Origin of the sequence: Desulfosarcina variabilis str. Montpellier, assembly GCF_048565275.1 — a bacterium.
Classification (GTDB): Bacteria; Desulfobacterota; Desulfobacteria; order Desulfobacterales; family Desulfosarcinaceae; genus Desulfosarcina; species Desulfosarcina variabilis.
In genome coordinates, this window is sequence record NZ_CP159846.1 from 216,495 (window position 1) to 231,014 (window position 14,520).

13 protein-coding genes and 2 pseudogenes are annotated in these 14,520 nt (G+C 49.1%); 10 read left to right on the plus strand and 5 right to left on the minus strand.

Translation table 11 applies throughout. The annotated features are described in order from the left end of the window. Nucleotides 1–77: 77 nt before the first annotated feature. The 3 genes from Dvar_RS00955 to Dvar_RS00965 all read right to left on the minus strand — a co-directional run bounded on the left by Dvar_RS00955 (nucleotide 78) and on the right by Dvar_RS00965 (nucleotide 4,182). On the minus strand, nucleotides 78–767 hold the full coding sequence (locus Dvar_RS00955) for an arylesterase (RefSeq protein ID WP_419659858.1): 690 nt from the start codon (nucleotides 765–767) through the stop codon (nucleotides 78–80). A 202-nt stretch (nucleotides 768–969) separates the two neighbouring features. Continuing rightward, nucleotides 970–3,474 (minus strand): ABC transporter permease, encoded by a 2,505-nt coding sequence (locus Dvar_RS00960; protein ID WP_419659859.1) that lies wholly within the window; start codon nucleotides 3,472–3,474, stop codon nucleotides 970–972. Between the two features lie 6 nt (nucleotides 3,475–3,480). Then, complete coding sequence (locus tag Dvar_RS00965; protein ID WP_419659860.1) at nucleotides 3,481–4,182, minus strand: ABC transporter ATP-binding protein; 702 nt, start codon at nucleotides 4,180–4,182, stop codon at nucleotides 3,481–3,483. Between the two features lie 855 nt (nucleotides 4,183–5,037). Here Dvar_RS00965 and Dvar_RS00970 point away from each other — a divergent pair. The 9 genes and pseudogenes from Dvar_RS00970 to Dvar_RS01010 all read left to right on the plus strand — a co-directional run bounded on the left by Dvar_RS00970 (nucleotide 5,038) and on the right by Dvar_RS01010 (nucleotide 11,820). Further along, nucleotides 5,038–5,475 carry a YqaA family protein gene (locus Dvar_RS00970; protein ID WP_419659861.1) on the plus strand — a complete coding sequence of 146 codons (438 nt, stop codon included), beginning with the start codon at nucleotides 5,038–5,040 and terminating at the stop codon, nucleotides 5,473–5,475. A gap of 439 nt (nucleotides 5,476–5,914) precedes the next feature. Then, complete coding sequence (locus Dvar_RS00975; RefSeq protein ID WP_419659862.1) at nucleotides 5,915–6,466, plus strand: SUMF1/EgtB/PvdO family nonheme iron enzyme; 552 nt, start codon at nucleotides 5,915–5,917, stop codon at nucleotides 6,464–6,466. 35 nt (nucleotides 6,467–6,501) lie between these two features. Beyond that, complete coding sequence (locus tag Dvar_RS00980; protein ID WP_419659863.1) at nucleotides 6,502–6,723, plus strand: type II toxin-antitoxin system Phd/YefM family antitoxin; 222 nt, start codon at nucleotides 6,502–6,504, stop codon at nucleotides 6,721–6,723. Further along, nucleotides 6,714–7,109, plus strand: coding sequence for a type II toxin-antitoxin system VapC family toxin (locus Dvar_RS00985; RefSeq protein WP_419659864.1), 396 nt, complete (start codon nucleotides 6,714–6,716; stop codon nucleotides 7,107–7,109). The genes Dvar_RS00980 and Dvar_RS00985 overlap by 10 nt, the downstream gene beginning before the upstream one ends. Before the next feature lie 142 nt (nucleotides 7,110–7,251). Then, nucleotides 7,252–7,734: pseudogene (locus Dvar_RS00990) on the plus strand (N-6 DNA methylase); the annotation flags it as partial. Nucleotides 7,735–8,070: 336 nt separating this feature from the next. After that, on the plus strand, nucleotides 8,071–9,072 hold the full coding sequence (locus Dvar_RS00995) for a hypothetical protein (RefSeq protein WP_419659865.1): 1,002 nt from the start codon (nucleotides 8,071–8,073) through the stop codon (nucleotides 9,070–9,072). 49 nt (nucleotides 9,073–9,121) lie between these two features. Continuing rightward, a pseudogene (locus tag Dvar_RS01000) lies at nucleotides 9,122–9,700 on the plus strand (transposase). Between the two features lie 416 nt (nucleotides 9,701–10,116). After that, on the plus strand, nucleotides 10,117–11,415 hold the full coding sequence (locus tag Dvar_RS01005) for a vWA domain-containing protein (protein ID WP_419659866.1): 1,299 nt from the start codon (nucleotides 10,117–10,119) through the stop codon (nucleotides 11,413–11,415). 159 nt (nucleotides 11,416–11,574) lie between these two features. Continuing rightward, nucleotides 11,575–11,820: a hypothetical protein gene (locus Dvar_RS01010; protein WP_419659867.1), complete on the plus strand. Its 246-nt coding sequence runs from the start codon at nucleotides 11,575–11,577 to the stop codon at nucleotides 11,818–11,820. A gap of 127 nt (nucleotides 11,821–11,947) precedes the next feature. Here Dvar_RS01010 and mads4 read toward each other — a convergent pair whose 3' ends face one another. Further along, the gene (gene mads4 / locus Dvar_RS01015; protein ID WP_419659868.1) at nucleotides 11,948–12,589 is read right to left on the minus strand and encodes a methylation-associated defense system protein MAD4; all 642 of its coding nucleotides are present in this window, start codon (nucleotides 12,587–12,589) and stop codon (nucleotides 11,948–11,950) included. Further along, nucleotides 12,586–13,845, minus strand: coding sequence for a methylation-associated defense system AAA family ATPase MAD3 (gene mads3, locus Dvar_RS01020; RefSeq protein ID WP_419659869.1), 1,260 nt, complete (start codon nucleotides 13,843–13,845; stop codon nucleotides 12,586–12,588). Before mads3 ends, mads4 begins: the two co-directional genes overlap by 4 nt. 407 nt (nucleotides 13,846–14,252) lie before the next feature. Here mads3 and Dvar_RS01025 point away from each other — a divergent pair, with 407 nt between their 5' ends. Next, the gene (locus Dvar_RS01025) at nucleotides 14,253–14,489 is read left to right on the plus strand and encodes a DUF3820 family protein (RefSeq protein ID WP_419659870.1); all 237 of its coding nucleotides are present in this window, start codon (nucleotides 14,253–14,255) and stop codon (nucleotides 14,487–14,489) included. Nucleotides 14,490–14,520: the final 31 nt, after the last annotated feature.

Consider the following 14,520-nt stretch of genomic DNA (forward strand, 5'->3'; position numbering starts at 1 on the left):
CAAGCACAGTGTTGCCCATCCGTTTTCGCCCAAAAGCGCAGTTGACAATCGGATTGAACGGCACCGTTTTCTTGCGTTCAATTTAGCGTCTGGTGGCGTTCAATGGCTTTGCGCACATCGGGATAGATCGTTTCCACGATGCGGGTGTAGCCCTCGGCTGTGGGATGCAGTTTGTCCGGCTGGTTGAGCGTGTCACTTCCAGCCACGCCCTCGAGGAAGAAGGGGATAAAAATGACGTCATGCTTTTCGGCAAGCCTTGGATAGATTTGCGAAAAGGCGCGTGTGTACTCGGGCCCCAGGTTGGGCAGCATCTGCATCCCGGCCAGCACCACCTCGATGCCGCGTGTTTTTAAATAATTCAGCAGATAATCCAGGTTGGTTTCAAGCAGTTCAGGTTCCAGCCCGCGCAGTCCGTCATTGGCCCCGGTTTCCAGGATAATGATGTCCGGCGCGAGGCTGGTGACCACCCACTCGACGCGCGAGCGGGCACCACTGCTGGTCTCACCGCTGACGCCGGCGTTAATCACCTGCCAGTTGTATCCGCTGGTCTGCAGTTGCCGTTCTAACTGAGCGGGATAAGCCTGATCTTCGTCAACGCCCAGGCCGGCGGTGAGACTGTCGCCCAGGGCCACAATGGTGCCCGAATAGGAAGGGGCCGGCGCTTGGATTTCGGAAGCCGTTTTCTCTTCTGCCTGCTCTTGACTGCAGGCGGGAAAAAACAGACTGAAACCAATGACCAGCAGGGTAAACCACGCGAGAAGACGCATCTTATCATTCAAGCCCAAAAGATGGTTTTTCTTACAGGGCCTACCTTTAAAAAGTGCATTTGGATTCAAGATCAAGGCGAATGGGCGTTTCCAACCGCAGACGCCCCGAAGGAAGTGCCCTTGGGGTGCATACTGCAGTATGTTGAGGATTGGAACCGCACATTCAACGCCGATATTGAATTCAAAGGTGCTTTTTAAACGTCTATTCATTTTGCTGCTCCCTTAGATACACAACCGGTTTCTTACTCACAATGGACCGTGACGCGACCATGCCCACGCCCACAGTCAGGAGCACCGTCAATCCAATCATGACCAGCGAGGCGGGAATAAATGGGTGATAGCTGATGTCCAGCCTGACCGTACACACATACCAGGCGCCGGCCTGGGCCATGACCAGGGCCAGGCCGCTGCTGAACATACCGATGAGCAGATTTTCCACGGCAAAAACACCCAGTACAAACCGACGGCCTGCGCCTAATATTTTGTAGTACACCGATTCCACCATCCGTTCGGCACGCGTGGCCAACACCGCACTCACCAGAATCAGAATGCCGGCAGCGATACTGAAGACACTGAACGAGCGTAAAATTCTCGCCAGACGTCCCATGAGCCGGACGAAGGTGGCGATTGTCTGGGACAGATCAATGACACTGATGTTGGGAAATTGAGAAGCGATTTTCAGTTGGACGGCCCCCATCTGATCTTGCGGTACGCTCAGAGCGGTAAAAAAAGTCTGGGGGGCTTTTCCCAGTACGGCCGTCGGAAATACAAAGTAGAAAAACGGACTTAAAGACCGGCTGTCCCGGATGCGGATGCTGGAGATGCGCGCGGTTAACGGCACACCCTGGATTTTAAAATGCAGCCGGTCACCGATTTGCATGGGATGCATGTCCACCACGGTGTCCATGACCGATACCTGGGGCTCGGTCCAGTCCTCACGAAAAAGGCTTTTGCCATCGATCAAGCGTTCGTCGTCCAACAGGGTTTCGCGATAGGTCAGGTTGAACACTCGTGAGAGGTTATCGCGCCTTTTTTTTCTCCTCTCCTGGCGGCGGTCGATGGCCTGATCATTGACGGCGGTGAGCTGGGCGCGGATGATCGGAAAAAATTGAACTGGCCGTCCCATGGCGGTAGCAAAGTCTTCGGTCTGGTCGGGCTGGACATCCACAAAAAATGCGTTGGATGAATTGGCGGGAAAGGAACGCACAAATGTGGCGTTGAGATTTTTCTCAATCAGACTATCACCAAAAATCACGGCCAAGGCCACGGTCAGGGTAATCATGATGGCACGGGTGGCATTGCCTCGCCGGAACAAGCCGCGGATGGCCTGGCGCAGGATCAGATGACGGATCGGCAGCCGGCGAATGACGGCCAGTATGGTTTGGGCCAACAGGGCGGCGACCAGGATCATCGCGGTGATCGCGCCCACAAAATAGATGCCGAAGCGAATGTCTTGCATGTGCCAGAGTACCAGGCCGAGAAAAAAGAGCAGCACCAGCAGGCCGGATAGAACATCGGGCCAGCGGCTGGCGGTGGAGCTGGATTGCCGGTTGAAGATGGCCAATGGCCGCATTTGCCTGGTTCGGTACAAGGGCAAAAGGGAGAACAGAACCACCACGGTAAAGCCTAAGGCAATGGCTTCGGCAATGCCGACCCAGGAGAGTGTGAGGACGAGATGATCCGGCAAAAACGGGTCCAGTAATCGCACCAGGCCAGACTGGGCGGCCACGCCGGCCAGGATGCCCACCGTGGTTCCCACACCGCCCAGAAGCAGCACCAGCAGCATGAAGTGAATGGTGATAAAGCGTCCGGTGGCACCCACGGTTTTGATGATCGCAATGGTACGCTGTTTCTCATCCAGAAAAGCTTTCAGGGTGCTTTGAATGCCCAGCCCGGAGACAATCAGGATAAAAAGCCCCACCAGCTTCAGGAAGAAGAGAAAATTATCCAGAAAACGTTTGATGGCCGAGCGCCCGCTGAGAAAGGTATGGATGCGTACCGTATCATCATCAAAAGAAATCGCCTGTTTGAACTGCTCGGCCACGGCATCGACCCGGGGCGTATCTAAAACCTTGACCTGCACGATGCGGCGGATGCGGCTGCCCGTACCCATCAAACCAAGGGCGTCCAGATCCGCAGCGTTGATAAACACCCGCGGGCCAAGTGAAAACAGTTCCAGGGGCCGATCCGGTTCGGCGGTCACCACATCCACAATCCGCAAGGTCGTGTAACCCACCTTGAGATCCGCTCCCACCGACAGTTCCGTGCGGTCCAACAGCGTTTGTTCAACAATGCAGGTGCCGGGGGAAAGTACGCTTTTAAATTCCCGGCCTGAACGTAATCTCACCCGACCGTAAAAGGGATAGCCGGGTTCCACCACCTTCAGGCTTGATAAGACGGAGGTGGATTTCTCAGGTGCGCGAACCACAGTGTAGAATTCATGAATAGCAGCGCTTAAGATACGCCCCTGATCGGTCAACTGGTCGATGGTGCGGGTTAAGGCAAGCGGAATGGGATCATATGATCGAATGATGACATCGGCGGCCTGAAGTGTCCGGGCATCTTCCCGCAAGGCTTTTTGCATGCTACGAGAAAAACCCGAGAAGGCGGTCAGCGTGGCCAGTGACAGGGCCACACACAAAACGAACAGGCCGGCCTGTTGGGAAGAGTGCCGGACCTGGCGCAGGATCATGGACATGTGGCGCATGGTCGGCTATCCTTCTTTCCTGGTATTTGATTGAGAATTCAGCATTTTCGTCAAATGCCCGTCCTTTAGGGTCAACACCAGTTCGGCGGCATTGGCGATGTCCGGGTTGTGCGTCACCATGATAAGGGTGGCGCCGTGTTCGTTTTTTAAATCAATGAGCTGCTCCAGCACCACCGCACCGTTTTCCGAATCCAAGTTGCCGGTGGGCTCGTCGGCAAAAATCAGCTTGGGCCGGTTGATCAGCGCCCGGCACAAGGCGATGCGCTGTTTTTCTCCCCCGGAGAGCTGACTTGGCAGATTTCCGGCTCGTTCTGTAAGCCCCACGCGTTTCAACAGCGCATCGGCCCGTTGGCCGGCATCACGATCTCCTTTTAGCTCGGCCGGAAACATGATGTTTTCCCTGGCGGTCATGGACGGCACCAGGTGAAAGGCCTGGAACACGAACCCGATATCCCGGTTGCGCAAGGGGGCGAGCTGCTGTTCAGTGGCATGGGTGATTTCCAGGCCGTCGATGAACAGCCGGCCTGCCGTGGGATGATCCAGGCCGGAAAGCAGGGTCAGCAGAGTGGTTTTGCCGCTGCCGCTGCTGCCTTTGATAACGATGAACGCGCCCTTTTCCACAGACAGGGACACATCTTCCAGTACGGTGATGGTGCGGTTGCCCAGTTGGTAGGCTTTGGTGATGTGGCGTGCTTCTAATATCGGCATGGGGCTCCTGTTTTGTTTTCATCCAGAAAAGGTGTTGATTCTGTTTATTAAACACCGGGGTGATCTGTAGGAACGGGATAGGCCCGCGATCTGATCATTGTGCAAAGGGTTTTTAAGCTTTTAAACCGTTGCTTTTTTTGGTTGTCATCCAGACACTGTTTTTGAAATTGTAACAAATTCTTACGTTTTATCAGTCATTGATCAAGAGAAAAATGAACCGCATTATGCCCAGGCGTGTTGGCTTGTCACCTCGAAATTGTTACTGATATAATCCTTAATTTCCTGCCATAAGTATGAATAACACTATTTTATTAAGATTGGCGAACACAAATCCGGCGCCATCTGGAGGAATTATTTTTTGCCTGCACCCTTAGATTGAACCAACCGGCGTACCCAGTAAGAATGTTTCACTTTTTATCATAGACAGTTTCCCACAAGTGTTCCATATTTACAGAAAATTATTTTACACAATTCGATGATACAAAAGGAAAAGAGATATATGTATCTATCGAAGAAATAAAGGAAGAAGATGCTGCCGGTGGTTGGTCTTTGTGGGCCTGTGTTAAATTGAAAATTACAATACCGGAAATAAACTATAGTCGCATTTATAGTGGCGAAGGTGGCAGCGGAATGGCCTATAATCCAGTTGCCTATGGGGTACACCATGCTGTTCAAGAATTTTTAGAAGATAAAGTTGTTCAGGACTTTATACAATGTCATTGAAGGGACGTCCATGATGACTCACCATCATGAAATCAAATTTAATTCTCCACCATCGAAACTGAAAAATATTACTTACGGCTTTGATAAGATTTTGTATCATCTTCTCACGCAACATCTCCGGCTTCCATCCAAGTGATTCTTTCCGCCTACTTCGGGTTGTTTTTTGCGGCATTCGGTGCGGCGACCCTTCTGCCCCTGCAATCTGAAGCATTGCTGACCGGCCTGCTGATGTTTGGCAAACATCCTGTCTGGGCCTTGGTGACGGTGGCATCCGCAGGTAATGTACTGGGAGCGGTGGTGAACTGGTTATTTGGACGGTATATTGAGCATTGGCGTCACAAGCCCTGGTTCCCGGTCAGTGAGGACAAACTGGAGCGTGCGCAAAGAGGCTACCATCGCTACGGTCGCTGGTCGCTGCTGCTGAGCTGGATGCCGGTGATCGGCGACCCCCTCACCATGATCGCCGGGGTGATGCGCGAGCCTTTGTTGAGCTTTGTACTGGTAGTGACAATTGCCAAATTGGGGCGATATCTGACCATTACGGTCATCACGCTTGGTCTGGTCTCATAGCATCAAAAGGGCCGGTATATTCGCCTGTTGACAGCCGACTCGTAAGCTTATTCGCATCGGTCGGTGACAATATATGTGAAGCGGTCCATTACATGAGTCATGCCGTTTTTGTAAGCAGTACGAGCCAATCCGGTTTCATTTCAGATCAAGTTTATGTCTGGTCGGAATCGGATTTAACCATGGATTTCGATTCTGACGGCGATGTTGACGGACGTGATCTTTATGAATATATCGGGGTCTTCCAATATGAGAGTCTGGAAAATTTTGCAGACGAGTTTGGCCGGAATCCTTAGTACAGCCATCAAGAAAAAGTAAGAGCCTGGGCGATTTCATTTTTTCTATAGGCAATTCCAAGCCTGTCATTAGCACGCCGGCACCTGAACCCAGCGCTTCTTACCGCATCGGACGCTTATACGTAGGCGCCGCCCCTGCTGACGCCATGATCCGCATTCTGAACGTCGCCACCCCATTTCATCAGGGAATGGAACTTGCCCCCGGCGATTATGAAATAGAAGTCTCGGCTGCCGGACATGAAACGCAGACCCGCCGGGTGAAGGTCGCCAGCGGCGAAGATACGCGCATTGATTTGCGCTTGTCGGCGAACAAGATGGATCATAAGCCTACAGCTCCGGTTCAAAGGCCATCGATCAAGCAGAATGATCGTTTTGTCAATCGTCTCGGCATGGCGTTTGTTCGCATCAAACCGGGCACATTCACAATGGGGCAGGGGGATAGCATCGACGGCGCCCATCAGGTGACCTTGACGCGGGAATACTTTCTTCAGACAACGGAGGTGACCCAGGGGCAATGGAAATCAGTGATGGGGCGCAACCCGTCCCAATTCAAGACTTGCGGGGCCATCCTGGATGGGGGGAGATCGTATTACCCGTTGTGTTTTCCGCCACCGATATCAACGATATCCAGATCGACAAATCTGTCGAAGTTGGTGTGTATAGATAAGCGCCTTGACATTCCTGTAAACACAAAGTAGACTAACAAAAACAGACTAAGTTTGTGAGGTGCCGTATGGAAACAGTAAATATTCACTATGCGAAAACCCACTTTTCAAAATTGTTGCTCCGGGTAAATGCCGGCGAAGAAATTATTATTGCCAAATCAGGAAAGCCTTTCGCCAAACTGGTGCCTCTCGAGCCTGTTTCCCGGCGAACACCAGGTATTGTTGATGGATCTGTATCAGACGCTTTTTTTGAACCATTGCCGGAAGAAGAGCTTAAACAATGGGAATGATATTGGACACACATATCTTTCTCTGGTGGCTTTTCGATGACCCAAAGCTGCCAAGGCAAATCGAATCACACATTGCAGATGTCAAAAACCCTATCTATATCAGTGCCGCTTCTGTCTGGGAAATTGCTACGAAATACCGCTTGGGAAAGTTGCCTGGCGCTTCTAAAGTTGCCGAAAATGTTCCTGAATGGATATTGAAGGCAGGATTTCAGCCGTTGGCGGTGACTCCCGAGCATGCCCAGCTGGCGGGCAGCTGGAAAAACGCTCACAGAGATCCTTTCGATCGTATGCTGGCAGCTCAAGCAAAGTTAGAGAAAATGTCTTTGGCTAGTGTTGACAAGGCACTGACCCGCTTCTCGATTGATATTTTTGGCGTGAACGGTTGATCATTATCTTTCAGGGTGATACCGAATTAACCAATTGACGTGTTAAAAAGTCGATAAGTGAGTGAACAGCTAATGCGATCGATTTTAAATGGGGAATAACTTCCGCTCGTCTGTTGTCGGGTATCCACCATTTGTTTTTTAACATACTTGCAAGTGGACCCTGAAAAAACTCTATGCCACAGCCACCAACAACCAGCAGATCCTGCTGGCCAACGTGGAGGAATACCTGGCCGGCTTCAGCGCCAATGTCAGGGAGATCATCGAGAAATTCAATCTGAAGGCACAGATCCGCCATATGGCCGGCAAGGACGTGCTGCTTGCCGTTCTGGAAAAATTCATCTCTCCCTATATCAACCTCACCCCTGAGGATCGCGAGGACCCAGACGGCAACCACCTGCCCGGCCTGTCGAACCTGAGCATGGGCTATGGGTTCGAGGAGCTGATCCGCAAATTCAACGAAGAGAACAACGAGGAGGCCGGTGAGCATTTTACCCCGCGGGAGGTGATCGAGCTGATGACCCATCTGGTGTTCGATCCGGTCAGGGACCGTCTGCCGCCGGTCATGACCATTTACGACCCGGCCTGCGGCTCCGGCGGCAGGCTCACCGAATCCCAGAATTTCATCTTTGACGCGAATGCCTGCTTTGTGAAAGTTCTTGAGCCCTGTCCAGCCGCCTATATTTCTCAATAGTCCGCCGCCTGTTAAATCCTGGCGCTTCCCTTCGGAAATACCATTTTCCACAAATTTTCGGTAGCTTTTACGGGCTTCCCTTTTTCGCCTGGAAAACAGGCGGTAGACGTATTCGATATTCTGCCACTTTAATTTGATAGGCTGTTGTGTCGGTATCGTAAATCTCAATGGAGGGATGCAAAGATTTGATAGCATGCCTTGATTGTGATAACCCAAAATGCTTGCCAATCAGAATCAATAACCATTCAACCCATGAACCAGGTAAAACCGATGAAAAAACAAGCCGTTATTTGCTTTTGCCTGATACTGTCGTTTTTATTTTCAGCAGAGCAGTTTTCATTTGCCGGAAAGCTACAGGATTTTGAAAAAGACGCTTCCGTCAAACGTAAAGATACGATAGCGGAACGCATTGTCGGAGCTTGTATTGTCGGCATCTTTTCGGGATGTCTATCTATATTCGTTTCCAGTATTTTTACAAAAACCAACGAAAACGAAGATGAATGGGCGTCCGAGGATTTACCCCGACCCGCTCCGGAATTAAACAAAAAAGACGTTGAAACACTTCTGGTTTCACCGAAAATCGAACATGAAAGGAAACCGACTGCGGAAACTGTTCCGCCGTCTATTCGCAAGGACGAAGAAACGGGGGAAATGAAAAAGCCGATGGATGAAGGGGAAAAGAAACCGGAATGCGAGGAAAAAGAAGAATTGGCTTTTGAATCGGCAAAAAAAAATTCCGATCTGAATCAGGAACGGGAAAAAAATAACGAGGATGATTCGACATACTTTCATTTTCGAGCGGACGCGGCCTATCGATTCGTGGATAAAAACATTTACGCCTGGGATTTTCATGTTGAAATGTGTTACTCCGTATTCGGAATTTCCATCTCAGACTCAGAGTATTATGAAGATGAACCTGCCAATGAACTGAGACTCACATATGTCCACGGATTTTTGCATTTGCCGCCAATCACAGATTCTGTCGATCTTAATGTGGCGGCTGGAAGTGTGACGATGAAAGGGGATGAGAGCAACTCTGGTTACTCGATTTCCCTGCCGGTCCGGATTAATCTGAGAAAATACCTATTTTTAGAAGTCAGGCCGGTCTGGTCATGGATCCATCACAGTCCGATAAAGGATTGCGAAGTCTGTATTACCGCAGGCCATGAAAATATATCGGCAAAGGTCGGCTACAGATTTGTTGCGAGCGAAAACGAATCCTTGGACGGTCCGTTTATCGGTTTGACATTTAAATTCGGACGGTGCCGGTAAGTTTATTAAATCGTTTGCCCCGTTCGATGATGCCGCGCCCGGGGCGGTCATCGCCGTACACACCTTCGGTGATTTCTTGCAATTCAACCCCCACATTCACATCATCGCCACTGACGGTTGCTTTTCAAGCAGCGGTGCCTTCACGGTAGGCCCCGGCTCGGTAGGTAAGGATTTGGAGGAACTGTTTCGGCATGAAGTCTTAAAGATGCTCAAGGCAGAGGGAACAATTACTGATGCGGTTATCTAAAACATGTTCTCGCCCGCCAATGGTGCGGCGGGATGCAAGTACTTGCATCATAGCGGCTTCAACGTGTATTGCCGTCCGACCATCTGGCCCAACGACGAAAACGCCCTGGAGAACCTGGCGCGTTATATCATCCGTGTCTGTTCCTCCCAAGAGCGCATGACCTGCATCCCGTCCAATGCGGGTTCGTCCGGCGATGATCCGCCGGCGATAAAAGATGCCCATATTTCTTGTGAGGAATATGAATTAACTTATGATTTCAGCTGCTCACAGCTACCTCCGGTTGATTACCGGGTTGAATACGGATCGGTTGGACAAACCCGATCTACAGTTCAGCTACGCCTGAAAATGGCCAACTTTGGCATTCCGGAAAGCTCAGAGTGATGTTTTTCGAATCCATGTGATAAGGGTGAGACGGTTGTTGCCTGTTCGATTTTGCATGAAAGTTCTCAATAATTCATGGCAGAGAACAACTTTTTTCCAGACAAATTTAGGTTGGTATGCTATGAGAAGATCTCATCACACAACCAAAATGTTGTATATATATTGCTCTTGACTTACAAGGGGCGGCTCACTATACTTCGTTGCGGAAAAAGCGAGTTCCTATCCCTCTCTCCAGTGGGACCACAATAGAATTTCTGAGAAAAATATCTTGTGCAAATGGATCAAGGCTTGATAAATGATACTGATTATTTAGGGTTTTTCTCATTCAGATTCTGCCCTGTCGAGTTATTTAAATTCATCAATTTTTTTCATTGTTCAGATAAAACACCAAATTCATTCAGAAGGATAAGTCTATCATGCGCAAAAGGATATTACTCGCCCTGATGCTTTCGGTCATCATCGCTACAAATACTTCGGCTCAGGATCAGCAAGTGTTCCGTCGCGTTAACGTAAAAGAAGTCACCCAGGGGCTGCACGTCATAATCAATGAAATTAACGCAGAAAATTACCCAAAGATTCGGATCTTCACCACTGTATTAAAAGATGGCAAGCCGCTGAAAGGACTCGGAGTAGCAGATTTTAAGGTGGACGAAGATGAAGTGGCGCAGGAGCCACTTGCTGTTGAGCCAAAGCTACCAACGCTTTCTGTTGTTCTCACGCTGGATATAAGCGGTTCAATGTTCAAACGCATGAAGCAAACACAAGATGCTGCCATGAGTTTTCTGAACACACTTAGCTGTAACGATAGCATTCAGGTTGTGACCTTCGCGGGTAAAGTCAAACCGGTTACTATTATGTCGACCGATCGCAAAGCAGCGCGTGAGGCCATCAGTAGTACCTTGGCCCGCGGTAATACCGCACTCTACAGTGCCCTCTATCAGTCTGTAAAATTACTGAAGAATCGTATCGGACGCAAGGCAGTGGTGGTGCTCAGCGACGGTGTCGATGATGACGGAACAGGCAAACCGCTGAGCAAGCAAACTATAAAAGATGTGATAAGCTTGGCGAGTGAGGTCAATGTACCTATATACGTTTTAGCCCTCGGCACTGAAATCGACAAAGACGGTTTGATGGCTGTGGCAGATGAAACAGGAGCTCTTTACTTTGAGGCGCCGCAGGCCAGTGAATTAGAATCGCTTTATGGGCAAATCGGCGCTCAACTGGCCGAGCAGTATGCAATCAGTTATTCTTCCAACCTGCCGGCAGATGGCACAGAACGTCGGGTGACAATGATAGCTCAAGATGTAACAGGTAGCAAGGTTTACAAAGCACCGGGTGCACCAGATAATGAAACTCCTTTGCCTATTCACCATGTTAGAGTGCATGCTGATAATTCTATCGGTGTAGGATCTTGGTTAGATACTGGCATTGATTTAAAGGAAGGCCATACATTGACAATAGAGGCCGTTGGCAAGTGGAGGCTCGGTTCCGGAGCAAGGCTGAGTGATGCAAATGGGCTATGCAATTTCCTTCCTTTCCAGAGATTTTTATATGGAACGTTAGTGGGGAGAATTGGCTCAAACAGCCCAAATTTTAAAGTTGGAACCTACTTTAGTGAAGTTATGCATACTGATGGTCGTTTGTACTTTGGAAATAACGACTCGAACACCGCTGATAATTCAGTTGCGATAGATGTAATGATCAGGGTTGAGTGAAACAAGATGAGAACGTTGCCTAATCTAAACATCGAGAGATGGAAAAAAAGGGATTAAAAGTAGTAAGAATTGATCTTGATATTGAAGCGTTAATTGCGGGGTGTCTTCCAGAAGATATGATAGGGACATTTTATAGTTAAAAAGGTGCGGCTGAAAGGAATGGACCGTATCAAAGGTGCTGAAGGGATTCCCGGTGATTCGGATTTCGTCCTTTCTGTTCTTTCACAAGCCAATGAGCGGTTTGAACGTCGCTTTGAACTCAAGCAGCGCGGCTACGATATGAACCGTGTTGCCGCAAGGGGCGTCGAGCTAATTGGGATTGATAAGGAAGAGATATTTCAAAAGGGGCGCCCCAAAAAACGCTCGGATGCCAGAGGTTTCTTTTGTTACTGGTGTGCCAACTAATTTGGCCTGTCCCAGACTGACCTTGCCCGGAAACTGGATATGACGGTGTCAGGCATCGGCTATGCCGTTATTTAGATATTGAGAGAAGGTCCCCAAGTAACCCTGTGTTGTCGTAGTAATTGTGCACTCAGTGCGTGCACTGAAGAGGAAACCATTCGTGAAGCGTTGTCTTCAGTTTCTGAAAAGCATCGTCCGTGCATCGCCCGACACTGACACGTCGGGCGATGTTTCCATAAATGGAAGAAGATCGCGGCATGCGGATGTATCGAAGCGCCTCTTCCATGGCTTCCTTGGGATGGGCTGGCTTTATTTGGCCAGCCAAGAGATACTCTTTCTTTTCCAGCCATTTACGAAGTGGTGGGGCGTTCCCCTTCCATCCCAAAGCGGCTTCCACTTCTGGAGAATCACTGAAAACCCAGTTTTCCAGCTCCGGATCAATAACGATGACGGCTGCCCGCTCGGACCAGCCGGATCGCGAAAGCTCGGTTGTGACCTGCTTCTCCAATTCGTCTCTGGATTTCTCTTCTTGTCCACAGCCTTCACGATCAAACATGACGATAGCATGGGCAAATTGCTTGGTAAAAGAACGCAAAAATGAATGGGCATGCAACAGACACCCGGGATCGCTTTCCGGATGGATATAAAAAACCGCGGATATGGGACGAACAGCCAATGCCTGTGGGCGGCTAAGCAACCCTTCCAGGGCAAATTTCATGTTTTTGTCCGCTGTGAGGACAGCTAAATCTGATTCATATGCACATGGATTCATCCTAACACCCCGCCTGCAAACAGAACCCCAAGACTTGCCTCCCCTTTCCAATCCCTCAGGGCCGGATGTTCATCACCTTTAACAATGTCGACGGCGCCTTGATTGGTCTTGGCAAAACACAAGACATTTCTGGGTTCTAATAGGCTAAGGACAACCGGTGAATGTGTTGCCACGAGAATTTGGGCATCATAAACTGATGAAAGGGATTGGAACATCGTATCAACTGCTCGTGGATGAATGCCGTTTTCCGGCTCTTCGATAAGATAGATACCTGAAAAGTTGGGAAGGTAAGCCGGAATGGAGAGTGCCATTAGTCGCAAAGTACCATCTGAGGCCATCCAGGAAGGCACTTTGAGGCCACCGGAATATTCAAGCATCAAATAGCGATGTCTGTCGTCTTCACGTTCGATGGTGCGTATATTTTCGAGATCCGGCAAGGCTGTGCGCAAATGGGATATCCAATGCGTAAAGCGATTCTCATCGGTATTTTTTAAACGATCGATCACCCAGGGTAAATTTGATCCGTCGGCCTTGAAGTTACGTCCCTGCCCAGGTGGGCTTGCCTTGCGAATCAACAAACTATTAAGTATCAGCTGGGTGACATTTTCTGTCAATATATTTTTTAGCCAGGATGTCGCCGGAAAATTGGCCTCATCCGCTGGAAGGTTGGCCAATGCGGATTTTTGAGGTCCGAGTTTGAAAGAAGGCGCCCAGCCTTTCCCTTTTTCACGGTAAATTTCAGAGTAGTAATTATCATTCCCGTCCGGGACTTTGTTTACAATGACCGATGTTCCTTTAAGCCTTGACGGTGTTATTATTGTTTCGGGAGGTGTCAAAGCCGATGGGAAAAGGGACCGCTGGCAGACCGCCGATTTGCTCTCCATATTTAAGAGCACTTTTTCTGCACGGATCGATATTTCCTGGCTGGTTTGATCGAATTGTAAAGCGATTTCATACCGGATAGCTTTAAATTCAGGGTCGCGCAGCAAATCACGAATTTTTTCCGGGATTGTCGCTTCAATCGCCACTTCAAAACCGTCGCCTTTTCGCCAATAAAGCAGATCCTCAAAATTTTTTGTTCTTTTGCCGATCGCAGATATCGGTCCCTCCGAGACAAAATCACCTAAAAAAGATACGACGTCCAGAAAGGTTGTTTTGCCACTAGCATTTGGCCCAACCAGCACTTGAAAAGGTTCAAGATTTTGTCTGATGTAATGCAGACAGCGGTAGTTTTTGGCTTCGATGAGGGTAATCATGGTAGAGTCCCTGTCGTTATTTGATTCCGTATGCCTGTTGTCTTTTGGGTGTTTCCGTCGAAAAACGTATAGAAAGGTTCTTTGACCTCGTCAATGACTGTATCATCGGTTTTGATTGTTTTCAAAAGCTTGATGAGTTTGGTAAAAGGAGCCTGATTCGTCATACCAAATTTGACCCAAATCAAGAAAACAAATTGAAATAAAAGGATATCGCTACTTTCTGCCGATTGTGCGCCGGAATGTCACGAGCCTAGCTTTTACAAGCTTATTCCTTTTGTTTGGTTTTTTTAAAGCGGTCAACTTCGTAGCGACAATTGTAACAGCAATAAATTGGTTTGTGGAGCCTATTTGTCGAAATGCAGTAACGCTAACAGTAACAGGTGGTTTTGCTAAGGGAAAACGATGCAATGAATGAGAATCAGGAATGCCAACCGGATCCGGAAATATTGATCGAGCTGGCCAACACACGTATGCCTTTCGGAAAATACAAGGATTACCGTCTGATTGATTTGCCCGAGCCCTATGTGGTCTGGTATTCACAAAAAGGGTTTCCGCGCGGCAAGCTTGGACAGATGCTGCAAATGGTCTATGAGATCAAGGCCAACGGATTGGAGTATCTTTTTGACAGACTCAAATCCGATTGAAAGCTTTGATGAAAACCGATAGAAAGAAGGT

Coding starts and splice junctions, on each gene's coding strand:
- Dvar_RS00955 (WP_419659858.1), bottom strand. CDS start 767: ATGCGTCTTCTCGCGTGGTTTACCCTGCTGGTCATTGGTTTCAGTCTG.
- Dvar_RS00960 (WP_419659859.1), bottom strand. CDS start 3,474: ATGCGCCACATGTCCATGATCCTGCGCCAGGTCCGGCACTCTTCCCAA.
- Dvar_RS00965 (WP_419659860.1), bottom strand. CDS start 4,182: ATGCCGATATTAGAAGCACGCCACATCACCAAAGCCTACCAACTGGGC.
- Dvar_RS00975 (WP_419659862.1), top strand. CDS start 5,915: ATGATCCGCATTCTGAACGTCGCCACCCCATTTCATCAGGGAATGGAA.
- Dvar_RS00980 (WP_419659863.1), top strand. CDS start 6,502: ATGGAAACAGTAAATATTCACTATGCGAAAACCCACTTTTCAAAATTG.
- Dvar_RS00985 (WP_419659864.1), top strand. CDS start 6,714: ATGGGAATGATATTGGACACACATATCTTTCTCTGGTGGCTTTTCGAT.
- Dvar_RS00995 (WP_419659865.1), top strand. CDS start 8,071: ATGAAAAAACAAGCCGTTATTTGCTTTTGCCTGATACTGTCGTTTTTA.
- Dvar_RS01005 (WP_419659866.1), top strand. CDS start 10,117: ATGCGCAAAAGGATATTACTCGCCCTGATGCTTTCGGTCATCATCGCT.
- Dvar_RS01010 (WP_419659867.1), top strand. CDS start 11,575: ATGGACCGTATCAAAGGTGCTGAAGGGATTCCCGGTGATTCGGATTTC.
- mads4 (WP_419659868.1), bottom strand. CDS start 12,589: ATGAATCCATGTGCATATGAATCAGATTTAGCTGTCCTCACAGCGGAC.
- mads3 (WP_419659869.1), bottom strand. CDS start 13,845: ATGATTACCCTCATCGAAGCCAAAAACTACCGCTGTCTGCATTACATC.
- Dvar_RS01025 (WP_419659870.1), top strand. CDS start 14,253: ATGAATGAGAATCAGGAATGCCAACCGGATCCGGAAATATTGATCGAG.